Origin of the sequence: Tropicibacter oceani (assembly GCF_029958925.1) — a bacterium.
In the GTDB taxonomy this organism is placed as follows: domain Bacteria; phylum Pseudomonadota; class Alphaproteobacteria; order Rhodobacterales; family Rhodobacteraceae; genus Pacificoceanicola; species Pacificoceanicola oceani.
The window spans coordinates 2,474,966-2,489,214 of the sequence record NZ_CP124616.1 but is presented as its reverse complement, the minus strand read 5'-3'; the positions used below and the strand labels follow the sequence as shown (position 1 = coordinate 2,489,214).

The 14,249-nt window shown below is 65.1% G+C and carries 14 protein-coding genes; 13 read left to right on the top strand and 1 reads right to left on the bottom strand.

All coding sequences use genetic code 11. The annotated features are described in order from the left end of the window. Positions 1-21: 21 nt before the first annotated feature. Positions 22-1,860, top strand: coding sequence for a Na/Pi cotransporter family protein (locus QF118_RS12060; protein WP_282299303.1), 1,839 nt, complete (start codon positions 22-24; stop codon positions 1,858-1,860). A 55-nt stretch (positions 1,861-1,915) separates the two neighbouring features. Further along, complete coding sequence (locus tag QF118_RS12055) at positions 1,916-2,164, top strand: hypothetical protein (protein WP_282299302.1); 249 nt, start codon at positions 1,916-1,918, stop codon at positions 2,162-2,164. 134 nt (positions 2,165-2,298) lie between these two features. On the opposite strand, the gene purC is transcribed toward QF118_RS12055, so the two are convergent. Next, positions 2,299-3,060 carry a phosphoribosylaminoimidazolesuccinocarboxamide synthase gene (purC, locus tag QF118_RS12050; RefSeq protein ID WP_282299301.1) on the bottom strand — a complete coding sequence of 254 codons (762 nt, stop codon included), beginning with the start codon at positions 3,058-3,060 and terminating at the stop codon, positions 2,299-2,301. A 178-nt stretch (positions 3,061-3,238) separates the two neighbouring features. On the opposite strand from purC, the gene QF118_RS12045 reads away from it, so the two are divergent. From QF118_RS12045 to QF118_RS11995, 11 genes are all read left to right on the top strand, one after another. Then, a complete protein-coding gene (locus QF118_RS12045; protein ID WP_282299300.1) occupies positions 3,239-3,553 on the top strand; it encodes a DUF1476 domain-containing protein in 315 nt (104 codons plus the stop codon). Positions 3,554-3,765: 212 nt separating this feature from the next. Beyond that, on the top strand, positions 3,766-5,613 hold the full coding sequence (locus QF118_RS12040) for a phosphatidylglycerol lysyltransferase domain-containing protein (RefSeq protein ID WP_282299299.1): 1,848 nt from the start codon (positions 3,766-3,768) through the stop codon (positions 5,611-5,613). Between the two features lie 69 nt (positions 5,614-5,682). After that, positions 5,683-6,558, top strand: a complete 876-nt coding sequence (locus QF118_RS12035) for a DMT family transporter (RefSeq protein WP_282299298.1) — start codon at positions 5,683-5,685, stop codon at positions 6,556-6,558. Positions 6,559-6,695: 137 nt separating this feature from the next. After that, the gene (locus QF118_RS12030; RefSeq protein ID WP_282299297.1) at positions 6,696-7,952 is read left to right on the top strand and encodes an OmpP1/FadL family transporter; all 1,257 of its coding nucleotides are present in this window, start codon (positions 6,696-6,698) and stop codon (positions 7,950-7,952) included. A 115-nt stretch (positions 7,953-8,067) separates the two neighbouring features. Continuing rightward, positions 8,068-8,970, top strand: coding sequence for a DMT family transporter (locus QF118_RS12025; protein WP_282299296.1), 903 nt, complete (start codon positions 8,068-8,070; stop codon positions 8,968-8,970). Between the two features lie 55 nt (positions 8,971-9,025). Continuing rightward, positions 9,026-9,910 (top strand): ATPase, encoded by an 885-nt coding sequence (locus QF118_RS12020; protein WP_282302473.1) that lies wholly within the window; start codon positions 9,026-9,028, stop codon positions 9,908-9,910. A gap of 66 nt (positions 9,911-9,976) precedes the next feature. After that, positions 9,977-10,900 (top strand): homoserine O-succinyltransferase, encoded by a 924-nt coding sequence (locus QF118_RS12015; RefSeq protein WP_282299295.1) that lies wholly within the window; start codon positions 9,977-9,979, stop codon positions 10,898-10,900. Positions 10,901-10,903: 3 nt separating this feature from the next. Beyond that, positions 10,904-11,854 carry an alpha/beta fold hydrolase gene (locus tag QF118_RS12010; RefSeq protein WP_317133877.1) on the top strand — a complete coding sequence of 317 codons (951 nt, stop codon included), beginning with the start codon at positions 10,904-10,906 and terminating at the stop codon, positions 11,852-11,854. Positions 11,855-11,899: 45 nt separating this feature from the next. Then, the gene (gene ppk2 / locus QF118_RS12005; RefSeq protein WP_282299294.1) at positions 11,900-12,769 is read left to right on the top strand and encodes a polyphosphate kinase 2; all 870 of its coding nucleotides are present in this window, start codon (positions 11,900-11,902) and stop codon (positions 12,767-12,769) included. After that, positions 12,762-13,382: a TetR/AcrR family transcriptional regulator gene (locus QF118_RS12000; RefSeq protein ID WP_282299293.1), complete on the top strand. Its 621-nt coding sequence runs from the start codon at positions 12,762-12,764 to the stop codon at positions 13,380-13,382. Before ppk2 ends, QF118_RS12000 begins: the two co-directional genes overlap by 8 nt. Before the next feature lie 2 nt (positions 13,383-13,384). Then, positions 13,385-14,233: a sulfotransferase family protein gene (locus tag QF118_RS11995; protein WP_282299292.1), complete on the top strand. Its 849-nt coding sequence runs from the start codon at positions 13,385-13,387 to the stop codon at positions 14,231-14,233. The last annotated feature ends 16 nt before the right edge of the window (positions 14,234-14,249 follow it).

The following is a 14,249-nucleotide window of genomic DNA, read 5'->3' as shown; positions in this document are numbered from 1 at the left end:
CACCCCGGCAGGCCCGCCCGCATGAAGCGTTATTACCTGCCCGCCGCGATCAGCGCGCTTTTGCTGGCCTTCTGGTTCAGCCCGGACGCGCAGGAAATCGCGGCCGGGGTCGCGATCTTCCTGTTCGGGATGCTGATGCTCGAGGACGGCTTCAAGCTGTTCGGCGGCGGCACGCTGGAGCGGGTGCTGCAACGGGCCACGGCCTCGACCCCGCGGGCGATCGCCTTTGGCATCGCATCGACGACGCTTTTGCAATCCAGTTCGCTGGTCTCGATCGTCACCATATCGTTTCTCAGCGCAGGGTTGATTTCACTGATCGGCGGTGTCGGGATCATCTTTGGCGCCAATATCGGCACCACCACCGGCGCCTGGCTGGTGGCCGGGCTGGGCCTGAAGGTCAATATCGCCGCCTATGCCATGCCGATGATCGCGGTCAGCGTCATCCTGGTGTTCCAGAAATCCAAGCCGCTGCGCGGCCTTGGCTATGCGCTGGCCGGGCTGGGGTTCCTGTTCCTGGGCATCCACTACATGAAAGAGGGCTTTGACGCCTTCAAGGACCAGATCGACCTGACGCGCTTTGCCCTGTCGGGGCTGTTGGGGCTGGTGGTCTATACGCTGATCGGCACCGCCGCCACGGTGGTCATGCAGTCCAGCCATGCCACCATGGTGCTGATCCTGACGGCGCTGGCGGCCGGGCAGATCAGCTATGAAAACGCGCTGGCGCTGGCGATCGGCGCGAATATCGGCACGACGATCACCGCCGTGATCGGCGCGCTTGGCGCCAACTTTCAAGGTCGGCGGCTGGCGCTGGCGCATCTTGTCTTCAACATGGTCACGGCCATCGTGGCGCTGCTGTTCATCGCCCCCCTGCGCGAGGCGGTGGACTGGATCAGCGCCCTGGCCGGCATCGCCCCGGCGGATTTCGCGCTGAAGCTGGCGGTCTTTCACACCATCTTCAACCTGCTGGGCGTGGGGCTGATGCTGCCCTTTCTGACCCGGCTGATCAGCTTTCTGGAAACCCGCATTCCCGAACCGCAACCCGACATCAGCCGCCCGCGCTACCTGAACGAGGCGGTCGACGAATTTCCCCAGACGCTCGAACTGGCCCTGCGCAAGGAGGTCGCGCACCTGTACGACAACGCCGCCGAGCTGATCCTGCACGGGCTGAACCTGCACCGCGACCAGGTCTTTGCCGCCCGGGACGTGGCCGCCCTGGTCCGCCAAAGCCGCCGCCCGCTGGACCTGGACCTGAACGAAGGCTACGAAAACCGGGTCAAGACGCTGTATTCCGGCATCGTCGAATTCAGCGCCCGCGCCGGCAACAAACAGGTGTCGCCGGACATCGCCGAACGCATCTATGTGCTGCGCGACGTGGCCAGCAACATCGTGCAGGCGGTGAAATCCATCAAGCACCTGCGCAAGAACATCCTGCGCTATACCGTCCGCCCGCAGGGGGCGACGACCCGGCTTTATGACGAATTGCGCACCGAAATCGCCCGGATCGCCATCGAGATCCGCAAACTTGGCCTGGCCGATCCCGAAGACCGCAGCGCGCTGTGGCTGGATCAGGAACGCGCCCGCATCGAAGAGGACGCCCGATCGACCGCCCGGCGCGTTGATGCGCTAATCCGCAAGGGCGATCTGACCCCCGCTGCGGCGACCTCGTTCATGAACGATTCCGCCTATGCCTATGGCGCCATGCGTGATCTGATCAAAGCGGCGCGCGGCCTTTACATTGAACGCGACAGCGCCCTGGCCGAGGTCGAACGCCTGCTGTCTCTGGACGAAGAGGAACTCAAGGAGGCCATGACCGGCGCCGCGCCACAGGCGCCGGCCCGGTCGGACGCGGGGACACCATGACGCACACCAGAAAACACACCCGGGGATGCCCCGCTTGCACGATCAGGAGCACCAGATGGGACTGAAGAAACTGGCCGCCAAGGTCGAAGACTACAACGCGCGCCTCGAAGTCGGCAAAGCCAGCAAGATCAAGCCGCGCCACGTCGAAAAGGTGCTGCAAAAGCTGCGCGCCAAGCAAGCCGCGCTCGAGGCGGAAATCGCCGCCGCCAGCTCGGCCGACAAAAAGGCCCGGCTGGCCGGGAAACTGCAAATCGCCCGCACCCATATCGAACGCGCCGAATGGCTGCGCAGGGAATTGGGCTGACGGGAGGCAGGATTGCCGCGCCCTGCCCCGGTTCAAGCAGGGATTGAGACATGCGCCCGGTTGGTCGCCATATCCAATGAAAAAGGGCGGCCCTTTGCGGCACCGCCCTTGAATGGTCAAACCAAGCGGGGCTTTCAGTTGATCAGCGTCGGCTTGGTCGGGTGGGTCGCCTGTTTGGGCATCACGCCCAGGCGCTTGGCCACTTCGGTATAGGCGTCGGTCAGCGACCCCAGATCGCGGCGGAACACGTCCTTGTCCAGCTTTTGACCGGTCTCGATGTCCCACAGGCGGCAGCTGTCGGGGCTGATTTCGTCGGCCACGATCAGGCGCTGGAAATCGCCGTCATAGACGCGGCCGATCTCGATCTTGAAGTCGATCAGCTTGATCCCCACGCCGAACATCAGGCCGGACATGAAATCGTTGACCCGCAGCGCCAGCGCCACGATGTCGTCCATGTCGTGCTGCGAGGCCCAGCCAAAGGCGGCGATATGTTCCTCGGTGACCAGCGGATCGCCCAGCTTGTCATCCTTGTAGCAGTATTCGACGATCGGGCGCGGCAGTTGCGTGCCCTCTTCGATGCCCAGACGTTTGGACATCGACCCGGCGGCATAGTTGCGCACGATGATTTCCAGCGGGATGATCTCGCAGGCGCGCACCAGCTGTTCGCGCATGTTCAACCGTTTCAGAAAGTGCGTCGGCACCCCCACGGTGTTCAGGCCCGTCATGAAGAATTCCGACAGCAGGTTGTTCAACACGCCCTTGCCCTCGATCGTCGCCTTCTTTTCGGCGTTGAAAGCGGTCGCATCGTCCTTGAAGTACTGCACGATGGTGCCCGGCTCGGGGCCTTCGTACAGTGTCTTGGCCTTGCCTTCATAGATTTTCTTGCGACGTGCCATGGGGGGCCCTCATAATAGAAAAGCGCGCGGAGTTCCGCGCGATAGCCTTCCCATACTCCAAGGGCCGCATCGCCGCAAGCGGCACGGGATGCCGCAGCCTTGCGAGTTGTGCTTGCGTCCGGGCGCAGGGGGCGGCATATCCAAGGGGAACACGAAACTTTCCGCAGGGAGCCTGCCCATGTCCACCTTCGACGATCGTGAAAGCGCCTTCGAGAACAAGTTTGCCCATGACGAGGAAATGAAGTTCAAGGCCGAAGCCCGGTGCAACAAGCTGCTTGGCCTTTGGGCCGCAGAACTGCTGGGCAAGTCCGGCGATGACGCACAGGCCTATGCCAAAGAGGTCGTGCGCGCCGATTTCGAAGAGGCCGGCCACGAGGACGTGGTGCGCAAGGTTGCCGCCGACCTTGGCGACAAGGCGACCGCCGACCAGATCCGCGCCAAGCGCGCCGAGCTGATGATCGCCGCCAAGGGCCAGATCGTCCAGGAACACTAAGACCGCCTGCCAACCGGCAAGACGGATCAAGGCGCCCCGACCGGGCGCCTTTTTTCGTGGCAAGGGCCAGGGCCGGGCCCCGCCTGGCCTGATGCGCCATTAACCCTGTGCTTTCATATCTTTAGTTCCAAATCGAAACGTTAACCCCGGCGCAGTAGCGCTGCGGCTAACGTCCCTGAACGATTTGGCGGGAGATATCGGTGGCCTTTTCAATGCTTGTCCAACAGGCGGCGCAGCTGCGCCGCGTTCTTCCTCTTGTGCTGGGGGGCCTGTGTCTTTGGCTGCTCTGGCAAAAGGGGGGGACGCTGGATTGGCACGCGGTGCGCAGGGCCTTTGCCGACATCCCCGCGCCGCGCTGGATCGCGGCCGCGCTGCTGACTGGCGGCAGTTTCTGGGCGCTGGCGCAATACGATCTGATCGCGCACCGCCATTTCGGCACTGGCACCCGCGATCACGTGGCGCGCCGGTCCGGGGCGTCGGCGATCGCGCTTGGCCAGGTGATCGGCATGGGCCCGGCGGTGGGCGCCTCGGTGCGCTGGCGTCTGATGCCGGGGCTGGGGCATGGGCGCATCCTGCAACTGACCGCCTTTGTGACGCTGACCTTTCTTGCGGCCTGGGCGGTGCTGGCGCTGGTCTTTGCCTTGCCCGTGTTGTCCGGCCATCCCCTGCTGGTGCTGCTCAGCCTGCCGCTGGCGCTGCTGGCCGGGGGCGCGGCGCTGCTGCGCTTTCCGCGGTTGCGGTTGCTGGGGCGCAGCCTGACCTTGCCCAGCCTTCCGGCGGCCGCGCAGCTGCTGGCGCTGTCGTTTTGCGACATGGGCTTTGCCGCGCTGGCGCTGTACGTTCTGTTGCCGCCCGATCTGGGGCTGTCCTTCCTGCCGGTTCTGGCGGTCTACATGCTGGCGCTGGGGGCCGGGCTGGTTGCCGGAACGCCTGGCGGCATCGGCCCGTTCGAGCTGGCCATGACCGGGTTGATCCCGCATGTCGACATCGAACTGCTGGCCGCCTCGCTTCTGGCCTATCGCGCCAGTTACTATGCGCTGCCCTGTCTGGTCGGGGCCGCCTATGCCATGGTTGCGCAGCCTGACCGGTCCGCCCCCGATCCGGCACTGCCCGCGCCGCTGTCCGGGCGCAGGGCCGAACACGCCATCGCCGCGCAGGCCGATGCGCTTGGCCTGCGCACCGATACCGGCGCCGCCTGCCTGCTGCGCAGCCCGCAGACCCTGACGCTCTTCCTGGGGCCGACCCATGGCGATCTGGCGCCGCTGTTGCCGGACCTGCGCGCCATGGCCCGCGCGCAGAACCGGCTGGCCTGCCTGTACAAGGTCGAGGCCCGCGATGCTGCCGCCCTGCGCCGCGCCGGATGGCATGTCGCCCCCGTCGCGCAAGAGGCCGTGCTGAACCCGCAGGGCTTCAGCCTGGACGGTGCCTGCCACCGCCAGTTGCGCCGCTCGATCCGCAAGGCGGAAAAATCCGGCGTCGAGATCCGCCGCCTGACCCGCCCCGACTGGGCCGAAATGGCCCGGATCAACGCGCTTTGGGCGGCGGCGCATGGCGGTGAACGCGGGTTGACCATGGGGCGCTTTTGCCCCGAGTTCCTGGCCGACAAACCGATCTTTGCCGCCTTTGCCGAGGGCCGCATGCTGGCCTTTGCCACCGCCGTGCAGACCCCCGGCGCGCTGTCGCTGGACCTGATGCGCCATGTCCCCGGCGCGCCTTCGGGCACCATGCATGCGGTGGTGGCGGCGATGATCGAACACGCCCGCCTGACCGGCCGCACCGAACTCAGCCTGGCCGCCCTGCCCAATCCGCGCCTGGCGCGTTTTGCCAGCGGCGCCGAAGGGCTGGCCCGTTTCAAGAACAGCTTTGGCCCGGATTGGCGCCCGCTTTACATCGCCGCTCCGAACCGTGTGGCGCTGCTGCTGGCGGGGCTGGATCTGTGGCTGGCGATCCGCTTTCCCGCGCCGCTTGCCCCGCTGCCCGCCGCCGTGCGCGCAGACCCCTGGCAGGCGGACCGCGAGGCCACCGCGCCATCCCGCGCCCCCCTGCGCGAGACCGGCTGACAGCGCGGCCTTGCCAATCCGTCCCGGCTCTGCCACTGCCTAGGGGGCTTTGGGGGGAGTGGACAGATCATGCATCAGACCTTGCGCGCGTCCTTGTGGATGATCGGCACGATCGTATCCTTTACCTTCATGGCCATCGCCGGGCGCGCGGTCAGCCTGGATCTCGATACCTTTGAAATCATGCTGTACCGATCGCTGATCGGCATCGCCATCGTTCTGACGGTTTCCAGCCTGGCCGGAACCCGCCGGCAGATCGGCGTGCGCAAGATGGGCTGGCACTTCCTGCGCAACATCTTTCATTTCTCGGGCCAGAACCTGTGGTTCTACTCGATCACCGTGATCCCGCTGGCGCAGGTCTTTGCGCTGGAATTCACCCTGCCGCTGTGGGTCATGCTGATGAGCCCGCTGATCCTGGGCGAACGGCTGACCCCCAGCCGCGCGCTGGCCGCCGTCGCCGGGTTCATCGGCATCCTGATCGTCACGCGCCCCAGCCCCGACACCTTTCACATCGGTTTGGTGACCGCCGCCCTGGCCGCAATCGGCTTTGCCGGATCGGCGGTTTTCACCCGCCGACTGACCCGGACAGAGCCGATCACCCAGATCCTGTTCTGGTTGACGGCGTTGCAGGCCTGTTTCGGCCTGCTTTGCGCCGGGTACGACGGCGACATCGCCCTGCCCTCGGCCGAAAACTGGCCCTGGGTCATCGTCATTTCCTGCGCCGGGCTGGTGGCGCATTTCTGCCTGACCACGGCGCTGTCGCTGGCCCCTGCCACAGTCGTCATGCCGATCGACTTTGCCCGGCTTCCGGTGATCGCGGTGGTCGGCATGGCGGTCTACCAAGAAGCGCTTGATCCTTGGGTTTTCGTGGGTGCCGTGATCATTTTCGGCTCGAATTACCTCAATATCCTGCACGAGACGCGAAAACTGCCTGTTACAAAAACGTGACGCAGCGTTGCATTGCGTCAAGCTGACGTACCGTCAAAGATTGACCGGAACGACCTGTCGCCAATAGCCTGCCAGCAGGAGACCACCCCCGCTCACGGGGTGTTAACGGGACTTCCCACACGAGGGATGAGGGACAGATGAACAAGACACTTTTCGGGGCAGCCGCGCTGACCCTGACCGCAACAACTGCAATCTCGGGCGGCATTGAACGGTCGGTCATCGACTACGGGCTGATGTTCCAGCCCGGCACGCAGATGACCCTGGGCCACGCGCTGGTCACGCCGCGCGTTTCGGGCAAATACACCGCCGCGACGGGCGGTGGCGACACCGGCAACATGGCCAATTCCTACGGCACCTTCAGCTTTGCCTACAAGAATGACCTGTCCGACAAGCTCGCCTTTGGCCTGTACCACAACCAGCCCTACGGCGCTGGTGCATCCTATACCTCGGGGTTCTACACCGGGCTCAGCGCCGACTGGACCAGCAAGCAGACCGCTGCGGTGCTGAAATACAAGATCGGCGACCGCTTTTCCGTCTTTGGCGGCTTGCGCTATGTGCTCAGCTCGGCTGACATCGTGATCCCCGACCAGATGATCCGCGCCAGCACCGCTGTGCGCGTGGCCGAAACCCAAAGCCAGATCCAGGCCGGCATCACCCAACTGCAGAACGCGGGCGCCCCGGCGACCGATCCGCGGCTTGTGACGCTGCAGACGCAGCTGGCGCAGACCAACGCCTATGGCGCGGCCGTGGCCGCCGCCCCGGCCGGGTCGTTCCAGTATACCGCGCAGGGTGAACAGCGCGGCGATTGGGGTTTTGTCGTGGGCGCCGCCTATGAAATCCCCGACATCGCGCTGCGCGTCGGCCTGACCTGGGAAAGCAAGGTCACGCACAAGTTCGACACCACCGAATCGCTGCCCTTCTTCGGCATTCCCGGCAACAGCGAAACCGAGGTCGAGATGCCGCAATCGGTGGCGCTGGATTTCCAGACCGGCATCGCCGAGGGCACCTTGCTGTTCGGTGGCGTGAAATGGACCGAATGGTCCAAGTGGGAAGTCCGCACCCCGGGGTATGAATCCGTCACCGGCACCGCCGTGACCGGCTTTGCCAATGACGTGATCACCTATCGCGTCGGCCTGGGCAAGAAGTTCAACGACAACTATTCGGCCTTCGCCCAGATCGGTTACGAAGCCTCGGACGGCGAGGTCGCATCGCGCCTGTCCCCGACCGACGGCCGCACCTCGTTCGGCGTTGGCGCGCAGTTCACCGAAGGCGCCCACAAGCTGCGCATCGGCATGGAATACGTCAAGCTGGGCGATGCCAAGGACGCCTCTGGCACCAAGTTCGAAGGCAACTCGGCCATCGGGTTCGGCATGGCCTATACCGCGTCGTTCTGATCGGCGGCCACACCAGGACCAACAATGCGCGAAGGGCAACCTTCGCGCATTTTTCTTTGCCAAAAGCGCAGGATACGGATCGCGGGGCGGCCGTTGACGGGGCAGACTGCCAGCCATGACACAGACATCCCTTTCCCCCCGCGCCTGGGCCGAACTGTTCCTGCTGGGCCTGATCTGGGGCGGGGCCTTTCTGGCGATCCGCACGGCGCTGGACGAAATCGGCCCGCTGACCTCGGTGCTGCTGCGCTGCGGGCTGGCGGCGCTGCTGTTATGGGCCTTTGTCCTGGTGCGCGGCCACAGCCTGCCGCGCGGCGCGGCGATCTGGGGCAGCCTGTTGGTCATGGGCGTGTTGAACAATGTCATTCCGTTTTCGCTGATGGCCTGGGGACAGCTGCACATCCCCAGCGGGCTGACCTCGATCCTGAATGCGACGACGGCGATCTTTGGCGTGCTGGTGGCCGCCGCCGTCTTTGCCGACGAACGCCTGAGCGCGCGCAAGCTGGTCGGCGTGGGCCTTGGGTTTGGCGGCGTGTTGCTGGCGATCGGGCCGGCGGCCTTGCTCAGCTTCAACATCACCTCCACGGCGCAACTGGCCGTGATTGCTGGAACATTCTCGTATGCCTGCGCCGGGGCCTGGGCCCGCAAGCGGCTGTCGCCTTTGCCGCCCGTGGTCGCCGCGGTGGGGATGCTGACCTGCTCGACGCTGGTGATGATCCCGCTGGCCCTGACGCTGGAAGGCGTGCCGAACCTGGCGCTGGCCCCCGCCACCTGGGCCGGCATCCTGTATTACGCGGTGATCGCCACGGCGCTGGCCTACCTGCTGTATTACCGGGTGCTGGCGATGGCGGGCGCCGGCAACCTGATGCTGGTCACGCTGCTGATCCCGCCCGTCGCCATCGTGCTGGGCGCCCTTGTCCGCAACGAGGCGCTGGCCCCCCAGGCCTATGGCGGTTTTGCCCTGCTGGCGCTGGGGCTGGTGGTGCTGGACGGGCGCGCGTTCCGGCGCAACAGGGTTTGACGCGGCCCGCCGCCGCGCGTAATCCATGCCCGACACATTGCCCGAGGGAGCAGGCATGCTTTACGACTCTGCAGACAGCTGGCGCCGCGCCGCGCACAAACGTGTGGTCCTGTTCGCCATGTCGGGGCTGGGAAAATCCCATGTCTCGAAACTGCTGCGCAAGTCGGGTGAGTGGTTCCACTATTCGATAGATTACCGCATCGGCACCCGCTACATGGGCGAACTGATCGCCGACAACGCCAAGCGCGAGGCGATGAAGGTGCCCTTTCTGCGCGATCTGCTGATGTCGGATTCGATCTACATCGGATCGAACATCACCTTTGACAACCTGTCGCCGCTGTCCGCCTACCTGGGCAAACCGGGCGATCCGGCCAAGGGCGGGCTGCCGATCGACGAATACCGCCGCCGCCAGGCCCAGTTCGAACAGGCTGAACGCGCCGCCCTGCTGGACACCGAACATTTCATCGGGCGCGCGCAGGACCTTTATGGCTATCCGCATTTCGTCTGCGACACCGGCGGCAGCATCTGCGAATGGGTCAACCCCGAGGATGACAACGACCCGATCCTGACCGCCCTGTCCCGCAGCGCCCTGATGGTCTGGATCAAGGGCAGCGACGCCCATACCCGCGAATTGGTCCGCCGCTTTGACGAGGCGCCCAAACCCATGGCCTATCGCCCCGATTTCCTGACGCGGACCTGGACCGACTATCTGGATCAGCACGGCTGCCCCGAGGCCGAGGTCGACCCCGATGATTTCATCCGCTGGACCTATGCCCAGGCGCTGGCCCACCGCCAGCCGCTGTACCAGGCGATGGCGCGGCGCTGGGGGATCACGGTCGATGCCTCGGACATGGCCGCGGTGCGCGATCAGGCGGATTTCGCCGAGATCATCGCCCGCGCCCTGCCCGCGGCCCGCAGCCAGGCCAAGGCCCGCGCCTGATCCGGGCACCTTGTCCGGGGCTGCGCGATGCCCTATCTCTCTGACTTCAAACGGAGACCATCAGACATGCCGATCAAACTGCCGTCCGACCTGCCAGCCTTTGCCGTGCTTCAGCGCGAAGGCGTCATGGTCATGGCCGAAGAACAGGCAGCCCGCCAGGACATCCGCCCGCTGCGGATCGGCCTGTTGAACCTGATGCCGAAAAAGATCCAGACGGAAAACCAGTTTGCCCGGCTGATCGGCGCAACCCCGTTGCAGATCGAACTGTCGCTGATCCGGATGAGCGATCACACCGCCAAGAACACCGCCGCCGACCACATGGAAAACTTTTACCGCCCCTTCTGCGAGGTGGCCGAAAGCGGCGAAAAATTCGACGGGCTGATCATCACCGGCGCCCCCATCGAACACCTGCCCTTTGAGCAGGTGACCTATTGGGACGAAATCAGCCAGGTCTTTGACTGGACCCAAAGCCATGTGCATTCCACCTTTGGCGTGTGCTGGGGCGGCATGGCGATGATCAACCATTTCCACGGGGTCCGCAAATACGACCTGCCGCACAAGGCCTTTGGCTGTGTCCGGCACCAGAACCTGGCCCCCGCTTCGCCCTATCTGCGCGGGTTTTCCGACGACATGGTGATCCCCGTGTCGCGCTGGACCGAACTGCGGCGCGAGGAAATCCAGGCCGCCGGGCTGCCGATCCTGATCGACAGCACCGAAACCGGCCCCTGCCTTGTCGAAGATCCGGCGCACCGCGCGCTCTATATCTTCAACCACTTCGAATATGACAGCGACACGCTGAAGCAGGAATATGACCGCGACGTTGCCGAAGGCACGCCGATCAACATTCCGGCCAATTACTATCCGGCCAACGACCCCAGCCAAAGGCCGCAGAACCGCTGGCGCAGCCATGCCCACCTGCTTTATGGCAACTGGATCAACGAAATCTACCAGACCACGCCTTTCGATCTGGCGCGCATCGGGCTGGACTAGGGCGTGCTCAAACTGGGTCTTGCTCTGCTTGTCGTTCTGGTCGTCCTTGCCGGGCTGACCCTGTGGCGCGCGCAGCGCCACGAGGCCGCGGCCGCCCGCGAATACCCCCCGTCAGGCGATTTCCTTGAGGTCGACGGCAAGCGGGTGCATTTCAAGATCCAGGGCAGCGGCCCCGACCTGGTGTTGATCCACGGCTCCAGCGGCAACCTGCGGGACATGACCTTTGGCCTGATGGACCGCCTGGCGCAGGATTACCGGGTGATCGCCTTTGACCGGCCGGGCCTGGGCTATACCGACAGGCTGAACGGCCTGGGCGCCACCATCGACCAGCAGGCGGCGCTGTTGGCGCGCGCAGCGCGGCAGCTGGGCGCCAAGCGGCCCATCGTCATGGGCCAGTCCTATGGCGGCGCCGTCGCGCTGGCCTGGGGCGTCAACCACCCCGATCAGACCGCCGCGCTGGTGCTGGTGTCGTCGCCCGCCTACCCCTGGGACACACCGCTTTCGACCTATTACCAGCTGCTGTCGCACCCCTGGCTGGGTCCGCTGGTGATCCCGCTGCTGACTGCCTGGGTCCCCGAAAGCGTCGTGCAGCGCAATGTCGAAGAGGTGTTCCTGCCGCAATCCGAACCGGCCGGATATGCAGAACACTTTGGCGTCGCGCTGACCCTGCGCCGCGCCAGCCTGCGGGCCAATGCCCTGCAACGGGCCGGACTGCTGGCGGAAATGACCGCGCTGTCGCAACGTTACGACGCGCTGAGCATGCCGATCGAACTGGTGCACGGCGATGCCGACACCACCGTGGGCGCCCATATCCATGCGGTGCCGATGTCCCAGCGCCTGCCCAATGCCCATCTGACGCTGCTTGAAGGCGTCGGCCACATGCCCCATCACAACCGCCCCGGCGCCGTGATCGAGGCGATCCACCGCGCCGCGATCCGCGCGCAATTGCGTTAACGCCCTTAACATTCCATAGTGCGTTCACCCATCCACGAGGCCACCATGACCCTTCCGTTTGATGGCGCCATCAGCGCCTTTTTCGACAATGACGCCCCGCAATCGCTGCGCGATGCCATCAAGCGGGCCGACAACAACGACATCCTGTCCACCAGCTATCCCTACAGCGAAGAGCTGAAGCGCAAGGCCTATGACAAGCAGATGCAGGCAATGCAGATCGAACTGGTCAAGATGCAGACCTGGGCGCGCGAAACCGGCGCGCGCATCGCCTGCGTGTTCGAAGGCCGCGATGCCGCCGGAAAAGGCGGCACGATCAAGCGGTTCCAGGAAAACCTCAATCCTCGGGGGGCGCGGGTCGTGGCGCTGTCGAAACCCTCCGAGCTTGAGGCGACGCAGTGGTATTTCCAGCGCTACATCGACCACCTGCCCTCGGGCGGCGAGATCGTGTTCTTTGACCGGTCCTGGTACAACCGCGGCGTGGTCGAAAAGGTCTTTGGCTTTTGCGATGACGCGCAGCGCGAACATTTCTTTGCCCAGGTTCCCGACTTTGAAAAGATGCTGGTGGACGAAGGCATCCACCTGTTCAAGTTCTGGCTGAACGTCGGGCGCGCCGAACAGCTGCGGCGCTTTCTGGAACGTGAAAAAGACCCGCTAAAGCAATGGAAACTCAGCTGGATCGACGTCGAGGGCCTGTCGCGCTGGGACGCCTACAGCCAGGCGATCGAGGAAACCCTGACCCGCAGCCACACCGCCTCGGCGCCCTGGACCATCGTGCGCTCGGACGACAAGCGCCGCGCCCGGATCGAGGCGATCCGCCATGTGCTGAGCACGCTGGACTACGACCGCAAGGACCCCAAGGCCATCGGCCAGCCCGATGCGGCGATCTGCGGCGGTCCGGATATCTGGAATGCCTAAAAAGCGCGGCTATCACCACGGCAACCTGCGGCAGGCCCTGGTGGATTCCGCCCTTGAACTGATCCGGGAAAAGGGCCCCACCGGCTTTACCCTGTCAGAGGCGGCCAAGCAGGCGGGCGTCACCCCGGCGGCGGTCTATCGCCATTTCGCCGGCCGCGAGGACCTGATCGCCGAGGCCGCGCGCCAAGGCTATGAAATCTTTGCCGACGTGATGGACTATGCCTATCAAAAGGGCCAGCCCTCGGCCCTGGCCGCCTTCGAGGCGACGGGCCGCGCCTACCTGGCCTTTGCGCGCAAATACCCCGGCCACTACATCGCCATGTTCGAAAGCGGCATATCGGTGAACCATTCGCCCGACCTGGCGCTGGTGTCGGCGCGCGCGCGCGGCGTCCTGGAAAAGGCCGCGGCCGAATTGTCCCAGCACATCCCCCCCGAAAAGCGTCCGCCGCCGGCGATGTTTTCGGCGCATATCTGGGCGCTCAGCCATGGCGTGGTCGAATTGTTCGCGCGCAATTCGCCCGGCACGCAATCGCCCTTTCCGCCCGAGGATCTTCTGGAAACGGGCATCGGGATCTACCTGCGCGGGCTGGGCCTGCTGCCCGAGGACAAGTGAGCATGGACAAGACGTTTTTCCTGGGGCTTGGAGGGCAGAAATGCGGCTCATCGTGGATACAGGCCTACCTGGCAGGGCAATCGGGGTCGGATTTCGGGCGTTTGGGGGAGTATCAGGTCTGGGAACACCGGCTGGGCGGGGTTTTCGCCCGCTACCGGGTGCCGGAACCCGGCGCAGCGCAAAAGCTGCGCGCGCGGATCAAACGCGCGGTCGGGGCCGCCGAACCGGTGCCGCATCTGCGCTGGCGCCTGCAAGGTGACGACACCGCCTATTTCGACTATTTCGACGGTTTGCTGACCGCCCCCGGAATCCTGCGCAGCGGCGACATCACCCCGTCTTATGCGGCGCTTGGGCCTGACCTTCTGACCCGCATCAAACGGGGGATGGAAGCGCGCGGCGCAACCGTCAAGGTGCTGTTTTCCATGCGCGATCCGGTCGATCGGCTGCGCTCGCACCTGCGCATGGAAATGGCCAAGGGCCGCCTGCCCGCCGCAAAGGACAACGAAGCGCCGCTGCGCCAGTTCTACGCCAGCGACGAGGCCGCCGCGCGCAGCCGATATGACCGCACGTTGCAGGCCATCGAGCAGGTCTTTGCCCCCGAAGACACGCATATCTGCCTGTTCGAGGAATTGTTCACCCCCGATGGCATCACCGCGCTGGCGCGCTTTGCCGATGTGCCGGTCGACGCCAAGGCCGGGGCGCATCTGGTGAACGCCCGCGAAAAGGGCAGCGGAATCCCCGACAGCCTTGCCGCCGAGATTGCCAATCACTATGCGCCGGTTTACACCGCTGTCGCGGCGCGCCTGCCGCAGATCGCAACGCTCTGGCCTTCGGCGCGCCATCTGACCTGACAGCAAGGGGGCCCTG

Excerpts from the sequence above, each read along its gene's own strand:
- QF118_RS12060 (WP_282299303.1), top strand. The coding sequence starts at position 22 with ATGAAGCGTTATTACCTGCCCGCCGCGATCAGCGCGCTTTTGCTGGCC.
- QF118_RS12055 (WP_282299302.1), top strand. The coding sequence starts at position 1,916 with ATGGGACTGAAGAAACTGGCCGCCAAGGTCGAAGACTACAACGCGCGC.
- purC (WP_282299301.1), bottom strand. The coding sequence starts at position 3,060 with ATGGCACGTCGCAAGAAAATCTATGAAGGCAAGGCCAAGACACTGTAC.
- QF118_RS12045 (WP_282299300.1), top strand. The coding sequence starts at position 3,239 with ATGTCCACCTTCGACGATCGTGAAAGCGCCTTCGAGAACAAGTTTGCC.
- QF118_RS12040 (WP_282299299.1), top strand. The coding sequence starts at position 3,766 with ATGCTTGTCCAACAGGCGGCGCAGCTGCGCCGCGTTCTTCCTCTTGTG.
- QF118_RS12035 (WP_282299298.1), top strand. The coding sequence starts at position 5,683 with ATGCATCAGACCTTGCGCGCGTCCTTGTGGATGATCGGCACGATCGTA.
- QF118_RS12030 (WP_282299297.1), top strand. The coding sequence starts at position 6,696 with ATGAACAAGACACTTTTCGGGGCAGCCGCGCTGACCCTGACCGCAACA.
- QF118_RS12025 (WP_282299296.1), top strand. The coding sequence starts at position 8,068 with ATGACACAGACATCCCTTTCCCCCCGCGCCTGGGCCGAACTGTTCCTG.
- QF118_RS12020 (WP_282302473.1), top strand. The coding sequence starts at position 9,026 with ATGCTTTACGACTCTGCAGACAGCTGGCGCCGCGCCGCGCACAAACGT.
- QF118_RS12015 (WP_282299295.1), top strand. The coding sequence starts at position 9,977 with ATGCCGATCAAACTGCCGTCCGACCTGCCAGCCTTTGCCGTGCTTCAG.
- ppk2 (WP_282299294.1), top strand. The coding sequence starts at position 11,900 with ATGACCCTTCCGTTTGATGGCGCCATCAGCGCCTTTTTCGACAATGAC.
- QF118_RS12000 (WP_282299293.1), top strand. The coding sequence starts at position 12,762 with ATGCCTAAAAAGCGCGGCTATCACCACGGCAACCTGCGGCAGGCCCTG.
- QF118_RS11995 (WP_282299292.1), top strand. The coding sequence starts at position 13,385 with ATGGACAAGACGTTTTTCCTGGGGCTTGGAGGGCAGAAATGCGGCTCA.